Consider the following 18579-nt stretch of genomic DNA (forward strand, 5'->3'; position numbering starts at 1 on the left):
AAATATATATAAACCAATGAAGACTATAATTAAAATCTGTGTTTTATCAATTAGCGTATTGTTCTTTTCGTGCAAAGAAAAACCCGAAGCAAAGAAAGAAGATGTAAAAAAGAATTATCCCAATATTATTTATATTTTGGCAGATGATTTGGGTTATGGAGAGTTGGGAGCTTATGGTCAAGAAAAAATAGAAACTCCAAATATTGACGGTTTAGCCAAAAGCGGAATGTTATTTACCCAGCACTATTCTAGTGCCCCAGTCTGTGCTCCGGCAAGGTATATGCTGTTAACTGGAAAGCATTCAGGTCGTGCTTACATACGTGGTAATGATGAGTGGCGAGAACGTGGCAAAGTATGGGATTATAAAGAAATGATTAAAGATTCTACATTAGAAGGTCAAAGACCTATCCCTAGTAACACATCATTGTTTCCTAAAAAGTTAAAGGAAATTGGATATACCACAGGCATTGTAGGCAAATGGGGACTGGGAGCTCCACATACTGACGCCATACCAACCAAAATGGGCTTCGACTATTTTTACGGTTATAACTGCCAACGTCAGGCTCATACTTATTATCCGGTACATTTATATGAAAATGAAAATCGTGTGTATTTAAATAACGATACTATTGCCCCGAATACTAAATTGGCTAAAGGTGCCAACCCCAATGATCCAGAAAGTTATGCTAATTACAATTTAAACGATTACGCACCGGATTTGATGTTTGATAAGATTACTAAGTTTGTAGATGAAAATAAAGAGAAACCGTTTTTCCTCTATTGGGCAAGTCCCATACCGCATAACCCAATACAAGCACCGCAACGTTGGGTAGATTATTACAAGGAAAAATTTGGAAAAGAAGAACCTTATTTAGGCAATAGAGGTTATTTTCCGCATCCAAATCCAAGAGCGGGCTATGCTGCTCAGATTTCATACCTAGATGAGAACGTGGGCAAATTAATTGACCAATTAAAGGCTGAGGGAATTTATGATAATACCCTAATTATATTTACGTCTGACAATGGTGTTACGTTTTCTGGTGGTACGGACGGTCCATATTTTAACAGTTCGGGGCAATTTGGTGAAGAATACGGTAGAGGAAAAGGATTTGTTTACGAAGGAGGTATAAGAGTGCCTATGATTGCCAGTTGGAAAGGTCACATAAAAGAGGGAACTCAAACGAATTTAATTTCTGCTCATTATGACGTAATGGCAACAGTTGCAGAGCTTACAGGGCAAAAGAGGCCTGAAGATACAGATGGTATTAGCTTTTTACCCACCCTCTTAGGAGAAAATGATAAACAGAAAAAACATGAATTTTTATTCTGGGAATTTCCTGAATACGGCGGTCAAGTAGCGATCAGAATGGGAGATTGGAAAGTAATCCGCCAAAATTTAAAGAACAAGAAAAAAGAACCCACATTAGAATTGTATAATTTAAAAGAAGACCCTCAGGAACTAAACAATATTGCAGAAAAACATCCAGAAATATTGGAAAAAGCGGCAAAAATATTTTCTGAAGAGCATGAAGATAGCGAGATCGAAAGGTTTAGGATACCTTTGATAGAGAACGGTCTTGTTGCGGAAGAAGAATAGTGAATCTTTGGAATTTAATTGTTGTTTATGTCCGCAAAATTAGGAAAGATTAAATCTATGGAATGGCTATTGAGAATAGCCGTTAGTATGACATTTTTAGGACATGGCATTTTTGCTATACAAAGCAACCCTAGCTGGATAAAGTATTTAGAGTTTGTTGGGTTTTCGATAGAAACCGCTGAAAAAGTGATTGTAATAATTGGAGTGTTGGATGTGCTAGTAGCGATAACAATACTTATAAAACCTTATAAATATGTGGTTTTATGGGCTTTTTTATGGACATTTTCTACTGCGTTGATAAGACCATTGGCTGGTGAATCAATATGGCAATTTGTAGAAAGAGCGTCAAATTGGTCAGTGCCACTTGCATTGTTTTGTTTAATACATATTAAGTTTAAAAAATAATTATAATGAATAGATTTTTTCTTCAATACCTTCTTTTAGTGTTGATAATTTTTGTAGCTAGTTGTAGAAAGGACTCAACTGAAGATATTGTTTTTAAAAGCAATTTCAACTCTTCAGAAGCGAGAACTTTTATAGGTCCTGAATATTGGTCTAATCCATTGCAAGATTGGCAAATAGAAAACGGAGAGCTCATATGTTTGGTAAGTAAGCCTAATAGAAATGTACATGTTTTGACTAAAAAAATAGATACCGTAGCTGGTAATTTAAAAATGAGTGTTCAGCTAAAGGCTTTGAATTTAAAAGATGAAGACAACAAGAATTGGATAGGGTTTAGCATAGGGTCTAAGGGAGAGTTTAATGATTATCGAGATAATGCCATTTTTGGTAAGGGGTTAAATTTAGGAGTAACTACCAATGGTAATTTATTTATTGATAAAATTAAAGACAATCAGGTTAAAAAAGACATTCAAAATATTTTAAGCAATGGTGCCAGATTGAATGTTAATTTGGTTTTTGAAAAAGACACATATATATTACAGCTTTCACTTTACAAAAGTGATTCAGATGACGCTATCTCTCAAATTGAATTAATAGGCGTTGATTCCAATAAACTAAATGGGAATTTAGTTTTAGTCAGTGATTATAAAGGCAAGCGTAAAGCTGATGAAACCAATAAAGCAAGTGTATCTTTTAAAAATTGGAAAATTTTAGGTTCGAAAGTTAAAACAAATAACGAATATAAGTTTGGACCCATTTTATTCTCACAATATACTTTGTCTAAAAACACGTTAAAGCTTACTGTCCAAATGGCACCAGTTATTATTAAAGAGGAAAAAGTTAAACTTCAAATAAAAAAAGCTGTTAATTGGAAAACCATAAGAGAATCAGCAATTGATAATGATGCTAGAACCTCCACATTTAAAATTGAAAATTGGGATACTACTATTGATAAACAATATAGGTTAGTGTATGACCTGGATAGAGGGGAGGAACCTAAAGAAACATTTTATTGGGAAGGTATTATCCGTAAAGACCCGATTGAAAAGGATGAAATTGTAATTGCGGGCTTTACAGGAAATGACCAACAAGGTTTTCCAAATACTGATATTTTTGAGCAAGTTAAATATCATGATCCTGATGTTTTGTTTTTTTCTGGAGATCAAATTTATGAGCCTAATGGTGGTTTTGGTGTACAACGCTCGCCAATTGATAAAGCCATGTTGGATTATCTACGTAAGTGGTACATGTATGGTTGGGCGTATAGAGATTTGTTAAAGGACAGGCCTACCGTTGCAATTACCGATGACCATGATGTATATCATGGGAATATTTGGGGAGCTGGGGGTATAGCCACACCAACTGATTATGGGCAGGGAGCAAAAGCTCAGGATGCTGGTGGTTACAAAATGCCACCTGAATGGGTAAATATGGTGCAAAGAACACAGACTAGTCATTTGCCAGATCCTTTTGACCCTACACCAGTTGCTCAAAATATAGGTACTTATTACACAGATATGGTATATGGAGATATTAGCTTTGCCATTTTAGAGGATAGAAAATTCAAATCGGCACCTAAAGGTTTACTGCCAAAAGCAGAAATTCAAAACGGTTGGGCACAGAACAAGTCATTTAACATGAAAAAAGATGGAGATGTTTCCGGGGCAAAGTTATTAGGTGATAGACAATTATTGTTTTTAGATAAATGGTCAACAGATTGGAGCTATCGAGCTGAAATGAAAGTATTGCTATCACAAACCATTTTTGCAAATGTAGCTACCTTACCCAAAGAAGCCATGTCCGGTGCAATTATTCCAACATTGAGGATTATGAAAGAGGGAGATTATCCCCCAGATGATAGGCCAGTATCAGATTTAGATTCTAATGGTTGGCCACAAACGGGTCGGAATAAAGCAGTGGAAACTGTTAGGAAAGGATTTGCATTTCATTTGGCCGGAGATCAACATTTAGGAAGCACTATTCAATATGGTGTGGATAATTGGAGCGATAGTGGTTTTGCATTTTGTGTACCTTCTATCACCAATCATTGGCCCAGAAGATGGTATCCCGCAGAAGGTGGTAAGAACCGTAAACCTGATATGCCAAAATATACAGGACAGATAGAAGATGGTTTTGGTAATAAAATGACGGTTTATGCAGTTTCTAACCCATTATTTACAGGCCTAAAGCCTGAAAGAATTTATGATAGGGCAGCGGGATACGGTATTGTCAGATTAAATAAAAAAGAACGGAAAATAACCTTGGAATGTTGGCCAAGGCAAGCTAAGCCTCAAAATGGTGAAGTAGAGCAATATCCAGGTTGGCCCATTTCCATAACTCAAGAACAAAATTTTGGTAAGAAAGCTGTAGCATTTTTGCCCGAAATTAAAATCAATGGGTTAAAAAATCCTGTAGTTAAAATCATCAATGAATCGAATAACAAGACTGTCTATTCTTTAAGAATAAAGGGCAGTTCTTATACCCCTAAAATATTTGATAAATCAACAAAATATACTATTAAAATTGGTGAGCCTGATACCAATAGTTGGCAGACTAAAATGAATGTTTCTCCAGGTAATAATCCAATAAATTTTAATTTTAATAAATAATATTACATTATGAATTCAAGAAGAAATTTTATAAAAAAGACCGCAATAGTAGGAGCGGGAATTTCCGTGATGCCTAATATAACTTATGGTTTTAGCGGTAAAAGAGAAAAACTAAAAGTAGGTTTAATTGGGGTTGGTCTCAGAGGCACCAACCATCTTAATAATTTATTACAGCGTGATGATGTTTTGATTACAGCTATTTGCGATATTGACCCAGCAAGAATAAAAATTGCCGAAAAACGCATTAAAAAGCATAAACATCCAAAGGCACAGGTTTTTGGCAAAAATGATTATGATTATAGAAATTTATTGGAGTTAAAAGAATTGGATGCGGTAATAATTGCTACACCTTGGCTTTGGCACACACGTATGGCTGTTGATGCTATGAAAGCAGGGAAATATACGGGTCTGGAAGTTTCTGCTGCCAATACGCTAGAAGAATGTTGGGATTTGGTAAATACGCATGAACAAACCGGCTCGCATTTAATGATTTTAGAAAATGTGAATTATCGCAGAGATGTGTTGGCAGTACTGAATATGGTAAAACAAAATGTGTTTGGAGAAATGATACATTTTAGGTGCGGTTATCAGCACGATTTACGTTTTGTAACATTAAATGACGGAAAAACAGCCTATGGGAAAGGTGTGGAGTTTGGAGAAAAAGGTATTTCTGAATCTAAATGGCGTACACAACATTCGGTATTAAGAAATGCAGATGTATATCCTACACATGGTGTTGGTCCGATTGCGGCAATGTGCGATGTTAATAGAGGTAACCGATTTGTTTCAATGACCTCGCACGCCACAAAAAGCCGAGGGATGCACAACTATATTGTGGAGCATGGAGGTAAAGACCATCCCAATGCAAAGGTGAACTTTAAAATGGGAGATGTAATTACATCAACCATAGAGACTGCCAATGGAGAAACTATTATTGTAACACACGATGTACACTTACCAAGACCGTATTCGTTAGGTTTTAGAGTACAAGGTACTAAAGGGCTTTGGGAAAAAGACGGTGATAGAATTTACATAGAAGGTCAATCTAAAAAACCACATGCTTGGGACAATTCTAAAGAATGGTTAAAAAAATATGACCATCCTTTATGGAAAAAATATGGAGAACATGCTTTGGGTGCTGGGCATGGAGGTATGGACTTTTTTGTAATTAATTCGTTTGTAAAATCCGCTTTGGAGAATATCGCTCCTCCTATGGATGCTTATGATGCTGCGGCATGGAGTGCTATTACACCACTTTCTGAGTTATCTATCGAAAATAATGGAGAACCACAAGATTTTCCGGATTTTACTAGAGGTAATTGGATTAAAAGACAACCTTATAATTGGATGAAAGATACGTATTAATTTGTATTTTAGTATTTTATTAAATACAAACATAAATGCATAAAAATAAACCCATGCTAGTAATTTTAGCGGCTGGTATAGGTAGTCGTTACGGAGGATTAAAACAACTGGATACATTCTCGCCAGAAGGCGATACAATATTAGATTTTTCAATTTATGATGCTTTACGAGCAGGTTTTGGAAAATTTGTATTCATTATCCGCAAGAATATTGAGACAGAATTTAAGAAAACATTTGATGAAAAATTAAATGGTAAAGCTGAAGTTGAATATGTATTTCAAGAAATTGAAAATGTACCCGAAGCCTATCAAAATATAGGTAGAAAAAAACCTTGGGGAACGGCTCATGCCTTACAAATGGCAAAAGGTGCTGTTACAGAAAATTTTGCCGTTATTAATGCCGATGATTTTTATGGAAAAGAGGCATTTGAAGTTATGGCCGAGTATTTGACCAAAACGGATAAAAATTCTTATGAGTTCAGTATGATGGGTTACTTATTAAAAAATACAGTTTCTGATTACGGCTTTGTGTCTAGAGGCGAGTGTCAAGTTAATACAGATGGTTATCTAACTTCGGTTGTAGAGCGTACACATATCGAAAAAATTGACGGTAGCTTGAAGCGAAAGAACGATTCTGAAAAATTTATTCCTATTGATGAAAATACTGTAGTTTCTATGAATTTTTGGGGATTTACTCCTAAGTATTTTGAATTTGGAGATGCCCTTTTTAATGAATTTCTAGAAGAAAATAAAACCAATCTAAAAGCAGAATTTTTTATTCCGCTTGTGGTTAACCATATTATAGAATCTAAAAAAGCAAAGGTGAGAGTTTTAAAGTCTGATGCTGAATGGTTTGGTGTAACCTATAAAGAAGATAAAGAATTAGTGCAAAAAGCGATTGCTAAATTAAAGGCTGCTACAGTATACCCAATTCAATTATTTTAAAATGGAACATAGAGAATTAATCTCGATATTTGACCAGTTTGAACATGGAGCCAAATTTGAATCTTATTCAGAATTGAACTCAGGACACATCAATGATACTTACCTTGTAAAAACAACTCAAAAACCGTATTACGTGTTGCAGCGTATTAACCATATTGTTTTTAAAGATGTTCCTGGGCTTATTTCTAACAAAGTAAATGTCAGTAGGCATATTTCCAATAAACTAACACATGTTTCTGATGCGGAAATCGAGCGTAGTGTACTGTCATTTGTAAATGCAAAAGATGGCAAATTTTATCATATTGATGAAGATGGAAATTATTGGAACATGATGGTTTTTATTGACGAGAGTCAAACTTTTGAAACAGTAAAAGAAAAAGAAATAGCTTATGAAGGCGGAAAATTATTCGGTAATTTTTTAAACTTGGCGAGTGATTTTGATGCTGCAAAATTAACAGAAGTCATTCCTAACTTCCATAATATGTTGTTCCGGTTTAGACAATTTGAAGATGCTTTAAAAGTAGCTTCTTCAGAGCGATTGGAGAAGGCTAAAAGTTTATTAAAAAGAGTTGAAGAGTTAAAAGAGGAAATGCTCATTTTGCAGCATCTAAAAGACAAAGGTAAAATTAAATTAAGAGTTACACATAACGATACTAAAATATCAAATGCTTTGTTTGATATGGATAATAAAGGGCTCTGTGTAATTGATACGGATACGGTAATGCCCGGCATAATTCACTATGATTTTGGTGATGCGATAAGAACAATTTGTAACACGGCTGCGGAAGATGAAAAAAAATTAGAATTGGTAAATTTTAATTTGGAATATTATAACGCTTATGCTAAAGGCTTTTTAGAAGAAATTGGGTCTTCACTCACGGCTTTAGAAAAGAAGTATTTACCATTAGGGGCAAAAACCATGATTTTTATTATGGCTTTACGTTTTCTAACCGATTATTTGAATAACGACATTTATTACAAAACAGAGTACCCTGAGCATAATCTAAATCGTTCGAAAAATCAATTTAAACTGATTGAAAGTTTTGAAAAATACTTTGAACCTGAAAAGGTATAATTAAGATTTTAACGGATTTTTTTGCTATAGAAAACAAACGGTCAATTTCCTTATTCTGCCCTGTTACAAACAATAAAAAGAATAATGGTAAATTGGTTAGGTGAATTAGTAATAGCCCGAATGCATTAGAAATTTTTTTCATGATTTTGTTGTTTGGTTATATAACAATTATCTACCCAGCTTTCCTACCTGGATTTTAAAAATTTCGTTGAAAAAGTTTAACTTTATCCAATTCTTTAAAACTAAATCTTTTCCAATGAAAAAATTACTAATTCTTTTTATCACATTTTCTTTAATTTGTACTGCTTCTGTTGCCCAGAAATCCCCAAAAGTAAATCTTAAAAAACTAGATCAATATTATGCAAAAATGGTAAAAGACTGGGATGTGCCAAGTGCTGTTATCGGAATTGTAAAAGACGGCAAACTGGTTTTTACCGGAAGTTATGGAGTCAAGAAAATAGGTAAATCAGATACCCCTGATGCCAATACCAACTATGCTATTGCTTCCAATTCCAAAGCGTTTACAAGTGCAATTTTAGGAATGTTAGTAGAAGAAGGTAAACTCAGTTGGAACGATAAAGTAAAAGACCACCTGCCTTATTTTGCCGTTTACGACCCGTGGGTTAGTGCCAATGTGACCATTAGAGATTTGTTAAGTCATCGTGTGGGTTTAGGTACTTTTAGTGGAGATGTAATTTGGTACAAGTCTGATTTAAGTGCTGAGGAAATTGTAGAAAGAGTAAAGTTTGTGCCCAAAGCTTTTGATTTTAGAGCCGGTTATGGCTATTCTAATGTAATGTACATCACCGCTGGAGAGGTAATCCGGAAAATTACGGGCAAATCTTGGGCAGAAAATGTTAAAGAACGAATCTTTAATCCATTAGGTATGGATAAAACAGTTACTAACCCAAATAAATTAGAAAGTGTTGGTGATTTTGCAACTCCACACGGGAGGGAGGACGATATAAATATTCCCATTGATTGGGTAAATTGGGAAGAAATTGGTGCTTTGGGAGGCATAATTTCCAATGTAAATGATCTTTCTAAATGGATGATTTTAAACTTAAATCACGGTGTTAATGGTACAGACACGTTATTCTCAAAAAATACCAGAAATATGGTATGGAGACCTCACAATAATCATTACATAGACCATACCAAAAAGAACGATTTTAACCGTCATTTTAATGGTTATGGGTTAGGTTGGGGCCTGAGCGATTACCATGGCAATTTACGGGTAGGGCATACTGGCGGTTACGATGGAATGATTACGGCAATAACGTTGATTCCCGATAAGAACCTTGGTGTCGTAGTGTTAACCAATGGTATGAAAAGCCCGATTATGGCAGCAACCTATTATGGCTTGGATCAATTTTTGGGCGTTGAAATCGTTGATTGGTCTGCCAAGATGTTAGAGGCCCGAAATAAAAATCAAAAAGAAGATACACGTATAAGTGATAGAAAAGCGAAACGAAAAACGAATACCGTACCGTCTTTGGAACTCAATGGCTATACGGGCACTTATAAAAGCGATATTTACGGCAACATCACCATTTCCAAAAAAGGAGATGAGCTACAAATGGATTTTGAACATTCGCCCGATCTTTCCGCTACCTTGACCCATTGGCATTTTGATGTTTTTGAAATCAACTGGAACCAAAAGCACGCTTGGTTTAATTTTGGAACTGTAAAATTTAATCTGGATAACAATTTAAAAGTTTTGAGAATTGATTTTGATGTACCCAATGATGATATTTTCTTTGAAGAGCTGAAACCATATAAGGTAAAATGAAAGGTTTCAACAGAAAAACACATTGGGAAACCATTTATCGGACCAAAAACTTGGATGAAGTAAGTTGGTACCAACCAAACCCTGAAACTTCGTTGTCGTTTTTCAAAAAATACAACATCCCTAAAAATGCCAATATAATTGACATTGGCGGCGGCGATAGTTTTTTGGTGGACTATTTGCTGCAGTTGGGCTATGAACATATTACGGTATTGGATATTTCGGAAAAAGCCATTAACAAAGCCAAAAAGAGATTGGGCGAAAAGGCAAAAGCGGTGAAATGGATCGTTACCGATATTATTCATTTTAAACCGACCAAAAAATACGATGTTTGGCACGACAGAGCCGCATTTCATTTTTTAACAAGCGAAAATGATATTAGCCATTACACAACAATTGCCAATAAAAATATAATAAAAAATGGTTTGCTGATTCTTGGAACATTTTCCGAAAAAGGACCTAAAAAATGTAGCGGAATTGAAATCAAACAGTATTCAGAACAAGAATTGTCAAATCAATTCAAAACGTCTTTTAAAAATCTAGAATGTTTTACCTCAAACCATCAAACACCGTTTGACACTACCCAGAATTTTGTTTTTTGTGTGTTTGAAAAAATAGCATAAAAAAGTCCCACCGAAGCGGGACTAAAGATTTTCATCTACGGCATATAGCCTTATTGTGATAAGATTAAAGATTAGAAATTTTAATCTGTTTCAAATATATAAAAACTCTTGTAAATTTCAATTAATTCTTCTAAATTTATTGCTTTAACCCAAGTTTTATTAAAAGCTAAACACAATGTCAAAAATTTTAGGATTAGATTTAGGTACCAACAGTATTGGTTGGGCTATTGTTGAAAAAGAAAAGAGTGAAAAAGATTACACTCTAATTGATAAAGGCGTAAGAATATTTACCGAAGGTGTAAATATTGAAGCAAAAACAAGTAGTGAAAGTTCTAAAGCAGCACAGCGAACAGATTATAGAAGTGGCAGAAAATTAAAATATAGAAGAAAACTAAGAAAGCTTGAGTTGTTAAAAATTTTATCTGATAATAATTTGTGCCCAAATGTATCAGACGAAGAATTAAAACTTTGGAGGTATAAGAAAATATATCCTAAAAATAACGAATTTAGATTGTGGTTAAGCACAGATAATCAAGATGATAAAATTGAACGAAAAAAACAAATCAAAAACCCTTATGTATTTCGTTTTAAAGCTGCAACTCAAAAGCTTGATTTAAGTAAGGCAAGTGATAGACATGAATTAGGCAGGGCCTTTTATCATATAGCCCAAAGACGAGGTTTTTTAAGCAATAGGTTAGATACTTCAGATAATTCTATTGTCGAGGAAAAAAACAGTGAAATTGAAGAGATTATTCAGCAATCCAATACTTCGGAAGAACTATTAAAAACGTATGATATTTTTTTGGAAACTTATGATAAAACAGAAGCCAACAGTAAAGCTTTGTTTACTTTAGGTAGAGCATTTAAATCTATTTTAAAAGAAAACTCAAATAAAGAATTCGACACTGTAAAAGAGAAATTACTAGAACGCTTAAATCGTAAAGAATTTTTAGGCAAAGTTAAAAGTGCTATTAGTGATTTGTCTGCAAAAATAGAAGGGGCAAATTGTAACACATTAGGAGAATATTTTTATGGTTTACATAAGGAGGGAAAAAGAATCAGAAATAATTATACGCATCGTGAAGAACATTATTTGCATGAATTTCATGCTATTTGCGATCAACAAAATTTACCAATTGCACTAAAGGCAGCTATTGAAAACGCTATCTTTTACCAAAGACCACTAAAGTCTCAAAAAGGATTAGTTGCAAAATGTCCATTGGAAAATGATAAGGCTTGTGTACCTATTTCGCATCCAGATTTTGAACTGTTTAGAATGTACGGTTTTATTAATTCAATAAAAATAAAGTCGGCGGAAGAAGACAAATTAAGATTTTTGAATACCGACGAAAAGCTAATTATAGAACCTCTTTTTTATAGAAAATCTAAACCAAATTTTGATTTCGACGAGATAACAAAAAAGTTAACACCAAAATATGTAACATCTGGTTATTATAAAGACAAAAACGCAAAAGAGTTTGATGTGTTATTCAACTTCGGAAATTATACAAATGTGAGTGGTTGTCCAACAATTTCAAATCTGATGTCTGTTTTCGGAAACGATTGGAAAATCTATTTAATTCAGAATTTTAACAAAAAGAATAAGGACAATTCTAGTAAAACAGAACATCAAATAATTGATGCTATTTGGCATGTGCTTTTCAGATTCGATAAAACCGAAAAATTGAAACAATTTGTTATCGATTATTTAGGATGTGATGAAAAAGTGGCTACAAAATTTTCGAAAATAAAACTGAAACAAGATTATGGCTCGCTAAGTTTGAAAGCTATTCGTAACATTTTACCATATTTAGAAAAAGGCTTGCTGTATTCGCATGCAGTGTTTTTAGCAAATATGAAAACAGTTTTACCACAAGATGTTTGGAAAAATGAAGATGATAGAAAAGTTATAAATAATGAAGTGTTTTCAATAATAGAGAATTATAATGCCTATAGAAGCACAGTTGACATAGTAAATGGAGTAATAGCTAATAAAAATAAAAAAGAAACTTGGAACAATAAGAACGGTTTTGTTATTGAAGCTTATAGAAAAGACATTGATAAAAATGTTAAAGACTATTATGGTTTACAACGTTGGGATTCCTTTTCAGAAGAAGAAAAAGTAACTATTTTAAAAGATAGTTTTGAACTCTTCTCTACTCAAATGGAATTAAATTCAGGTCGAGGTCAATTCTTAAAAAAAGAAACATTAGATGAACGTGTAAAAGAATTTTTAAGAGACAACTTTAATATTAGTGAAGATAGTTTGAAAAAACTCTACCACCCATCTGCCATAGAAGTTTATAAAAAAGCAAAACGCAGCGATACAGATGGTAAACTATATTTAGGAAGTCCGCTTATATCTTCTATTAAAAACCCGATGGCAATGCGTACACTTCATCAATTGCGTAAAGTGATTAACCAATTAATAAAGGATGATGCCATTGACGAAAACACGATTGTGCGTATTGAAATGGCAAGAGAGCTAAAAAGTGCCAACGAAAGAGTGGCTATAAAACAATGGCAAAACGACCTTCAAAATAATAAAAAGGAATATATAGAAGCCATAAAAAAACTCTATAAAGAAGATTGCGGATTGGACATTGAACCGTCTCAAGATGAGGTTTTAAAATACCAACTTTGGCTTGAGCAAAATAGAATTTGCCTTTACACAGGTAAAACAATAAGTATTTGCGATTTTATTGGCTCAAATCCAAAATTCGATATAGAACACACCATTCCAAGAAGTAAAAGTTTAGATAATTCGCAAACTAATAAAACGCTGTGTTGTTCAATATATAATAGAGATGTTAAAAAAGATAAAATACCAACAGAATGTAAAAACCATGAAGACATCATGCCAAGAATTAACCATTGGTATGCACAATATAAAAATTTAGAAAATCAAATTATAAGTATTACTAAAAAAGTAAGAGCAGCAACCACAAAAGAGAATCGAGACAGTTACATCCAAAAAAGAACAAAACTTCGTTTTGAATATAACGACTTAAAGCATAAGTATAAAACTTTTACAATGACTGAAATCCCTAGAGGATTTAAGAATAGTCAGTCTGTAGATATTGGTATTATTAGCAAATACGGAAATTTGTTTTTAAAATCATTGTTTACAAAAGTATATCCTGTAAAGGGGAAAACAACGTCTAATTTAAGAGATATTTGGGGATTAGATAAAAAAGAACGGATTAACCATGCACATCATGCAAAAGATGCTGTAGTTGTGGCGTGCTGCTCTAAAGATATTAACGATGCATTAGCAGAATATTATCATAATTACGAAGATTATAAGTTTTACGGAAAGCCAAAGCCATCATTTAAACATCGAATACCATGGAAGGGTTTTAACTACGATGTTAAAAATTTTGATGATAATACATTAATAAGTCATCATACACCAGATGTATTACCTATACAAAGTAAAAAAGCCATTCGTAAACGTGGCATTATTCAAAGAAACAAAAAAGGAAAAATTAAATACCAACAAGGCGATACTGTTAGAGGTGCTTTACATAAGGAAAGTTTTTATGGTGCAATAAAAAGAGAAGAAACTAATAAAAAAGGGGAAACAGAAGACGTTATTAAGTACGTATTACGAAAACCTTTGGATAGTTTTTCGGATACAGACTTAAAAAACATTGTTGACGACAGAATAAGAGAAATTGTTACTAATGGTCGAAAACAAGAAAAAACAATAAAGAAAGAAATTGAAAGATTAAAAAAGCAAATTAATAAAGTAGATGACACTGAAGAAGAGATAATAAGAGATCAAATAAAAGTACTATCAAGTAAGATTGAGAATGGACTTTATGTATTACCAAACAAAAACGGCAATCCAATACCAATAAAAAAGATTCGATACTTTACAAAAGATGTAAAAGTGCCATTAGAAATAAAAAGGCATCGTGATATATCAAGACATGAACACAAGCAATATTTTTTTGCTAAAAACGACAGTAATTATTGCATGGCAATTTATGAAGGGATTGATGCAAATGGAAAAGTAAAACGATCCAATCTATTAATTAATAATTTAGATGCTGGCAGTTATTTTAAAAGAAGTAATGAAAACAATGAAATATATCCAATTGCACCAGAAAAAGATGAAAATAATAATCCTTTAAAGTATGTTTTAACAAAAGGAAAAATGGTTTTAGGTTATGACAAGTCCCCTGATGAATTGTACGAAATGGATGAGACGCAATTGCTCGAACGTTTATTTCAAATTACGCAAATGGATGTTGAAAAATCTGCTGAAATAAAATTATTGCATCATTCTGAAGCAAGAGAAAAGAAGGTATTAACGAAATTTATGGGTTTAAAAAGTGGAATGAAAGGTGGAAAAAACATAGGCGAGTATAAAAAATATCCTTGGATAAAAATTGGTGTTAATAGTTTTGATTGTCTTGTAGAAGGTTATGATTTTTACATATCACCTACTGGAAAGATAAAGTTTTTAGATTTGTAGGAATTAAGTAAGTTCATTGACATAAAGTATTCTAGTTATTAAACGACTAAAACCACAACGCGAGGAACGAGCGTTGTGGTTTGATTAAAGATTAGAATTCACGATATTTTTAATCCTGATACTGATGGCGTAGGTATTGTTGTGGTTTGATTAAAGATTAGAATTCACGATATTCTTTCAATTGAACATACCCAGTCAATTAGAGTTGTGGTTTGATTAAAGATTAGAATTCACGATATTATCTTTTATTGTTTATATAAACAGACCTTCGTTGTGGTTTGATTAAAGATTAGAATTCACGATATTCAACACGCACATTTTATAAATGGATAGATGTTGTGGTTTGATTAAAGATTAGAATTCACGATATTCAGGCTTACAATGTTTATAATGCACTCCCTGTTGTGGTTTGATTAAAGATTAGAATTCACGATATTAAAAAAAGAGCAGAACAAATAAAGCAAGCTGTTGTGGTTTGATTAAAGATTAGAATTCACGATATTTTGTCCACAGTACAAAAGGAGAAAGATTCCGTTGTGGTTTGATTAAAGATTAGAATTCACGATATTGGCTGTGCCGTTAGCCTCTGATATTGATGTGTTTAGTAAGAATATCGTTTAAAAAAAATGCTTCTTTTTTGTAGTGATAAGACAAGATTGGGGCATTTTTTTGTTTTAAATGTGGTTTACAAACACCGCATATAAATTTTAAAGCGGTGTGTTTGTGAATCTCCCTTTGATCGATTTGATTAAAGATTAGAATTCACGATATTAGCTGTGCCGTTAGTGGTTGATATTTAAGGTTTTATTGAAGAATATCGTTTAAAAAAATGCTTCTTTTTTGCAGTGATAAGGCAAGATTGGGGCATTTTTGTTTTTAAAACAATTCCAACTGCATGGGCGGAGGGTCTTTGGGGGCTTCGGCTCTGCCCCAAAAATTCATGATATTTCCGTATTGTTTATCGGTAATCCGTAAAATACTCACTTTGCCCAAAGGGGGCAATAATTGTTTTATCCGTTTTTCGTGCACATCGGTACTTTCGCTACTGGCACAATGTCGCATATAAACGGAAAACTGCATCATGGTAAATCCGTCCTTGAGCAGGTTTTTTCTAAATTGCTGTGCGTTCCGCCTGTCTTTTTTGGTATCGGTCGGTAAATCAAAAAATACAAATAGCCACATAATTCTATATCCGTTTAATTCCATAACTTAGGATAAATAATTTTTTTCGCCTTTCCTGAAAAGCATTGTTGTAACGAACTTGTGGTAGTGGATAACCCTACCATTAATGGGCTTTTTTTATCCTTAAAATAAACTGTTTGGGTCAATATATTTAAAAGCTCGGCCTTTATTGGCGTTATCAACGCTTCTTCATCATAGTTTTCCATAATTTCAATTACTTTGGCATCTACTAAGGGGCGAAATGGTTCCATAATATCATCTGCCAAACAAAAAGCATTGTATTTATTGCGGTGATTTATACCCAAAGTGTTTAACAGTCCACTACCCGATAAAGCTCTGGCAACGGCTGCTCTTAAAATAATATAGCCGTAGTTTAAAAACAGATTGGGGTAAACACCATAGCGTTCTCTTTTAAAATCGAAGTCAAAAATATGTTTCCAGTAATAGGCTGCGGCCGCTCCTTCACGATTATCACTATCACCGCTTAAAACCTTTGAGGCATAATATTCTAAAGGGTTTGAATTTCTGTCCTGTGCATTTAAAAGTTGAGCCTGATTTTTTATTTTAGCCCTAATTACTTGTTTCCACAATTGTTTTTTTAATGGTTCGGTCGCATTTACCTGATTTTTAAAATGTTCCTGCTGAATATAGTGGCCGTCCAAATTCAAGAGCATGCTTTTGGGCATGTGTTTTTCATCACAAAAAATAACACTTACATTATTTGCCGTGAGTTTGGATAGTGCCGGAACGGAAATATAGGTTTCTTGATTTTCGATAACAACATACCCAATATCTTCAATGGGTACGGTTGTTTCTTTTTCGGAATTTTTGATGACGAGCTGTTCGTATTTTGTGGTAAGCGAACATTTGTTGCCAAAGAATAAGGTTCGTTTTAGCATGATTGGGTTGTTTGAACCTTAAATATAAAGGATTTCTGTGATTTTATAAAAATCTATTGGGCATACCTATAATTTAAACCCAACAAACCTTAAACTTAAAAACCTGAAATCTGTAACTTTTTCTCGTACTTTGCACCTCTAACCTCGTACCTTCTTAAGCCGTTAATAAATCCCCTTGTCCCTTCGTTGCTAAATTTGTTTTTCCCATTAAATAAAGATCAACTTCTCTAGCAGCCTCTCTACCTTCTGAAATTGCCCAAACAATTAAGGATTGTCCACGACGCATATCTCCAGCGGCAAAGATGTTGGGTACATTGGTTTGGTATTTTGGTGCTTTGTAGTTGCTTCTGGCATCCGTTTCTAAGCCCAATTTTTCGCTTAAGGTAGCTTCTGGACCTGTAAAGCCAAGTGCAAGCAGAGCCAAATCGCAGGGCCAAGTTTTTTCAGTACCCTCAATTTCAATTAGTTCAGGTCGTTGACCAGGCACCATTTTCCACTCAACATTTATAGTTTTTAATGCGGTAAGTTTTCCTTTTTTGTCTCTTATAAACTCTTTCGTGTTGATAAGCCAATTGCGTTCCACACCTTCTTCATGCGAAGAAGAAGTTTTCAATTGCAATGGCCAAAAAGGCCAAGGTGTTGTTGGTGAACGATGCCCTGGTGGTTTGGGCATAATTTCAAAATTTACAACAGACTTCGCTCCTTGGCGATTGGAAGTCCCGACACAATCAGAACCCGTATCTCCACCACCAATTACGATTACGTTTTTATCGGTAGCCTTTACTTGGTTTTTTATTTTTTGACCAAATAATACCTTGGTCTGTTGCGTTAAAAAATCCATAGCCTGAACTACCCCATTCGCATCTATTCCAGGTGTTGGTAAACTTCGTCTTACGGTTGCACCACCGCATAAAACTACGGCATCAAATGCTTTTAAATCTTCCACACTATAATTTATACCAACATTTACATTGGTTTTAAAAGTAATACCTTCTGCTTCAAGAATTGCCAGACGGCGGTCTATAATTCCTTTTTCCATTTTAAAATTCGGTATGCCGTAACGCAACAACCCGCCAATGGCATCATCGCGTTCAAAAACAGTTACGGTATGTCCTGCTCTATTGAGTTGTTGAGCGGCTGCTAATCCCGCTGGGCCCGAACCTACAACGGCTATAGTTTTACCCGTTCTGGTTTTTGGCGGTTGTGGTTTTATCCATCCTTCTTTAAAAGCACGTTCTACAATATTTTTTTCAATATTCTCAATGGAAACAGGATCTTCAATAATACCTAATACACAGGCTTGTTCACAAGGTGCTGGGCATAATCGTCCTGTGAATTCAGGAAAGTTATTGGTAGCATGTAATATCCATGATGCTTTTTTCCATTCGCCTTGATGTACCATATGGTTAAAATCGGGAATTAGATTACCCAACGGACAGCCACTATGGCAAAACGGAATACCACAATCCATACAACGTGAACCTTGTTTTTTGGAATCAGATTCACTTAACGGAACTGTAAATTCTTTATAATGTGTTATACGCTCTTTTACGGGTGTGTATTTTTCATCTTGTCTTTCAAACTCTTTAAATCCTGTTATTTTTCCCATGA

The 18579-nt window shown here is 34.0% G+C and carries 12 protein-coding genes and 1 CRISPR repeat array; of the genes, 9 read left to right on the plus strand and 3 right to left on the minus strand.

Annotated features, from left to right (window positions below; genetic code table 11):
* The first annotated feature begins 16 nt into the window (after positions 1-16).
* From U5A88_RS03800 to cas9, 9 genes are all read left to right on the plus strand, one after another.
* Positions 17-1597, plus strand: coding sequence for an arylsulfatase (locus U5A88_RS03800; RefSeq protein WP_354203906.1), 1581 nt, complete (start codon positions 17-19; stop codon positions 1595-1597).
* A 27-nt stretch (positions 1598-1624) separates the two neighbouring features.
* Positions 1625-2002: a hypothetical protein gene (locus U5A88_RS03805; protein WP_354203907.1), complete on the plus strand. Its 378-nt coding sequence runs from the start codon at positions 1625-1627 to the stop codon at positions 2000-2002.
* A 5-nt stretch (positions 2003-2007) separates the two neighbouring features.
* On the plus strand, positions 2008-4608 hold the full coding sequence (locus U5A88_RS03810; RefSeq protein WP_354203908.1) for an alkaline phosphatase D family protein: 2601 nt from the start codon (positions 2008-2010) through the stop codon (positions 4606-4608).
* A 9-nt stretch (positions 4609-4617) separates the two neighbouring features.
* Positions 4618-5973 carry a Gfo/Idh/MocA family protein gene (locus tag U5A88_RS03815; protein WP_354203910.1) on the plus strand — a complete coding sequence of 452 codons (1356 nt, stop codon included), beginning with the start codon at positions 4618-4620 and terminating at the stop codon, positions 5971-5973.
* A gap of 35 nt (positions 5974-6008) precedes the next feature.
* Positions 6009-6917 (plus strand): sugar phosphate nucleotidyltransferase, encoded by a 909-nt coding sequence (locus tag U5A88_RS03820; protein ID WP_354203911.1) that lies wholly within the window; start codon positions 6009-6011, stop codon positions 6915-6917.
* A gap of 1 nt (position 6918) precedes the next feature.
* Complete coding sequence (locus U5A88_RS03825; RefSeq protein ID WP_354203913.1) at positions 6919-7992, plus strand: phosphotransferase enzyme family protein; 1074 nt, start codon at positions 6919-6921, stop codon at positions 7990-7992.
* Between the two features lie 256 nt (positions 7993-8248).
* On the plus strand, positions 8249-9784 hold the full coding sequence (locus U5A88_RS03830) for a serine hydrolase (RefSeq protein WP_354203915.1): 1536 nt from the start codon (positions 8249-8251) through the stop codon (positions 9782-9784).
* Positions 9781-10404 carry a class I SAM-dependent methyltransferase gene (locus U5A88_RS03835; protein ID WP_354203917.1) on the plus strand — a complete coding sequence of 208 codons (624 nt, stop codon included), beginning with the start codon at positions 9781-9783 and terminating at the stop codon, positions 10402-10404. Before U5A88_RS03830 ends, U5A88_RS03835 begins: the two co-directional genes overlap by 4 nt.
* Before the next feature lie 175 nt (positions 10405-10579).
* A complete protein-coding gene (cas9, locus tag U5A88_RS03840; protein ID WP_354203919.1) occupies positions 10580-14887 on the plus strand; it encodes a type II CRISPR RNA-guided endonuclease Cas9 in 4308 nt (1435 codons plus the stop codon).
* Between the two features lie 72 nt (positions 14888-14959).
* A CRISPR array of direct repeats spans positions 14960-15456; the repeat unit is 36 nt; unit sequence GTTGTGGTTTGATTAAAGATTAGAATTCACGATATT.
* Between the two features lie 307 nt (positions 15457-15763).
* On the opposite strand, the gene cas2 is transcribed toward cas9, so the two are convergent.
* The 3 genes from cas2 to U5A88_RS03855 form a co-directional block, all read right to left on the minus strand.
* Positions 15764-16093, minus strand: coding sequence for a CRISPR-associated endonuclease Cas2 (cas2, locus tag U5A88_RS03845; RefSeq protein ID WP_354203921.1), 330 nt, complete (start codon positions 16091-16093; stop codon positions 15764-15766).
* The gene (gene cas1 / locus U5A88_RS03850; protein ID WP_354203923.1) at positions 16084-16968 is read right to left on the minus strand and encodes a type II CRISPR-associated endonuclease Cas1; all 885 of its coding nucleotides are present in this window, start codon (positions 16966-16968) and stop codon (positions 16084-16086) included. Before cas1 ends, cas2 begins: the two co-directional genes overlap by 10 nt.
* 154 nt (positions 16969-17122) lie before the next feature.
* Positions 17123-18577 (minus strand): glutamate synthase subunit beta, encoded by a 1455-nt coding sequence (locus U5A88_RS03855; RefSeq protein WP_354203924.1) that lies wholly within the window; start codon positions 18575-18577, stop codon positions 17123-17125.
* Positions 18578-18579 lie beyond the last annotated feature (2 nt).

The organism is Aureibaculum sp. 2308TA14-22, from assembly GCF_040538665.1.
GTDB lineage: Bacteria > Bacteroidota > Bacteroidia > Flavobacteriales > Flavobacteriaceae > Aureibaculum.

Coding starts and splice junctions, on each gene's coding strand:
- cas1 (WP_354203923.1), bottom strand. CDS start 16,968: ATGCTAAAACGAACCTTATTCTTTGGCAACAAATGTTCGCTTACCACA.
- cas2 (WP_354203921.1), bottom strand. CDS start 16,093: ATGGAATTAAACGGATATAGAATTATGTGGCTATTTGTATTTTTTGAT.
- U5A88_RS03800 (WP_354203906.1), top strand. CDS start 17: ATGAAGACTATAATTAAAATCTGTGTTTTATCAATTAGCGTATTGTTC.
- U5A88_RS03805 (WP_354203907.1), top strand. CDS start 1,625: ATGTCCGCAAAATTAGGAAAGATTAAATCTATGGAATGGCTATTGAGA.
- U5A88_RS03830 (WP_354203915.1), top strand. CDS start 8,249: ATGAAAAAATTACTAATTCTTTTTATCACATTTTCTTTAATTTGTACT.
- cas9 (WP_354203919.1), top strand. CDS start 10,580: ATGTCAAAAATTTTAGGATTAGATTTAGGTACCAACAGTATTGGTTGG.
- U5A88_RS03855 (WP_354203924.1), bottom strand. CDS start 18,577: ATGGGAAAAATAACAGGATTTAAAGAGTTTGAAAGACAAGATGAAAAA.
- U5A88_RS03825 (WP_354203913.1), top strand. CDS start 6,919: ATGGAACATAGAGAATTAATCTCGATATTTGACCAGTTTGAACATGGA.
- U5A88_RS03810 (WP_354203908.1), top strand. CDS start 2,008: ATGAATAGATTTTTTCTTCAATACCTTCTTTTAGTGTTGATAATTTTT.
- U5A88_RS03835 (WP_354203917.1), top strand. CDS start 9,781: ATGAAAGGTTTCAACAGAAAAACACATTGGGAAACCATTTATCGGACC.
- U5A88_RS03820 (WP_354203911.1), top strand. CDS start 6,009: ATGCATAAAAATAAACCCATGCTAGTAATTTTAGCGGCTGGTATAGGT.
- U5A88_RS03815 (WP_354203910.1), top strand. CDS start 4,618: ATGAATTCAAGAAGAAATTTTATAAAAAAGACCGCAATAGTAGGAGCG.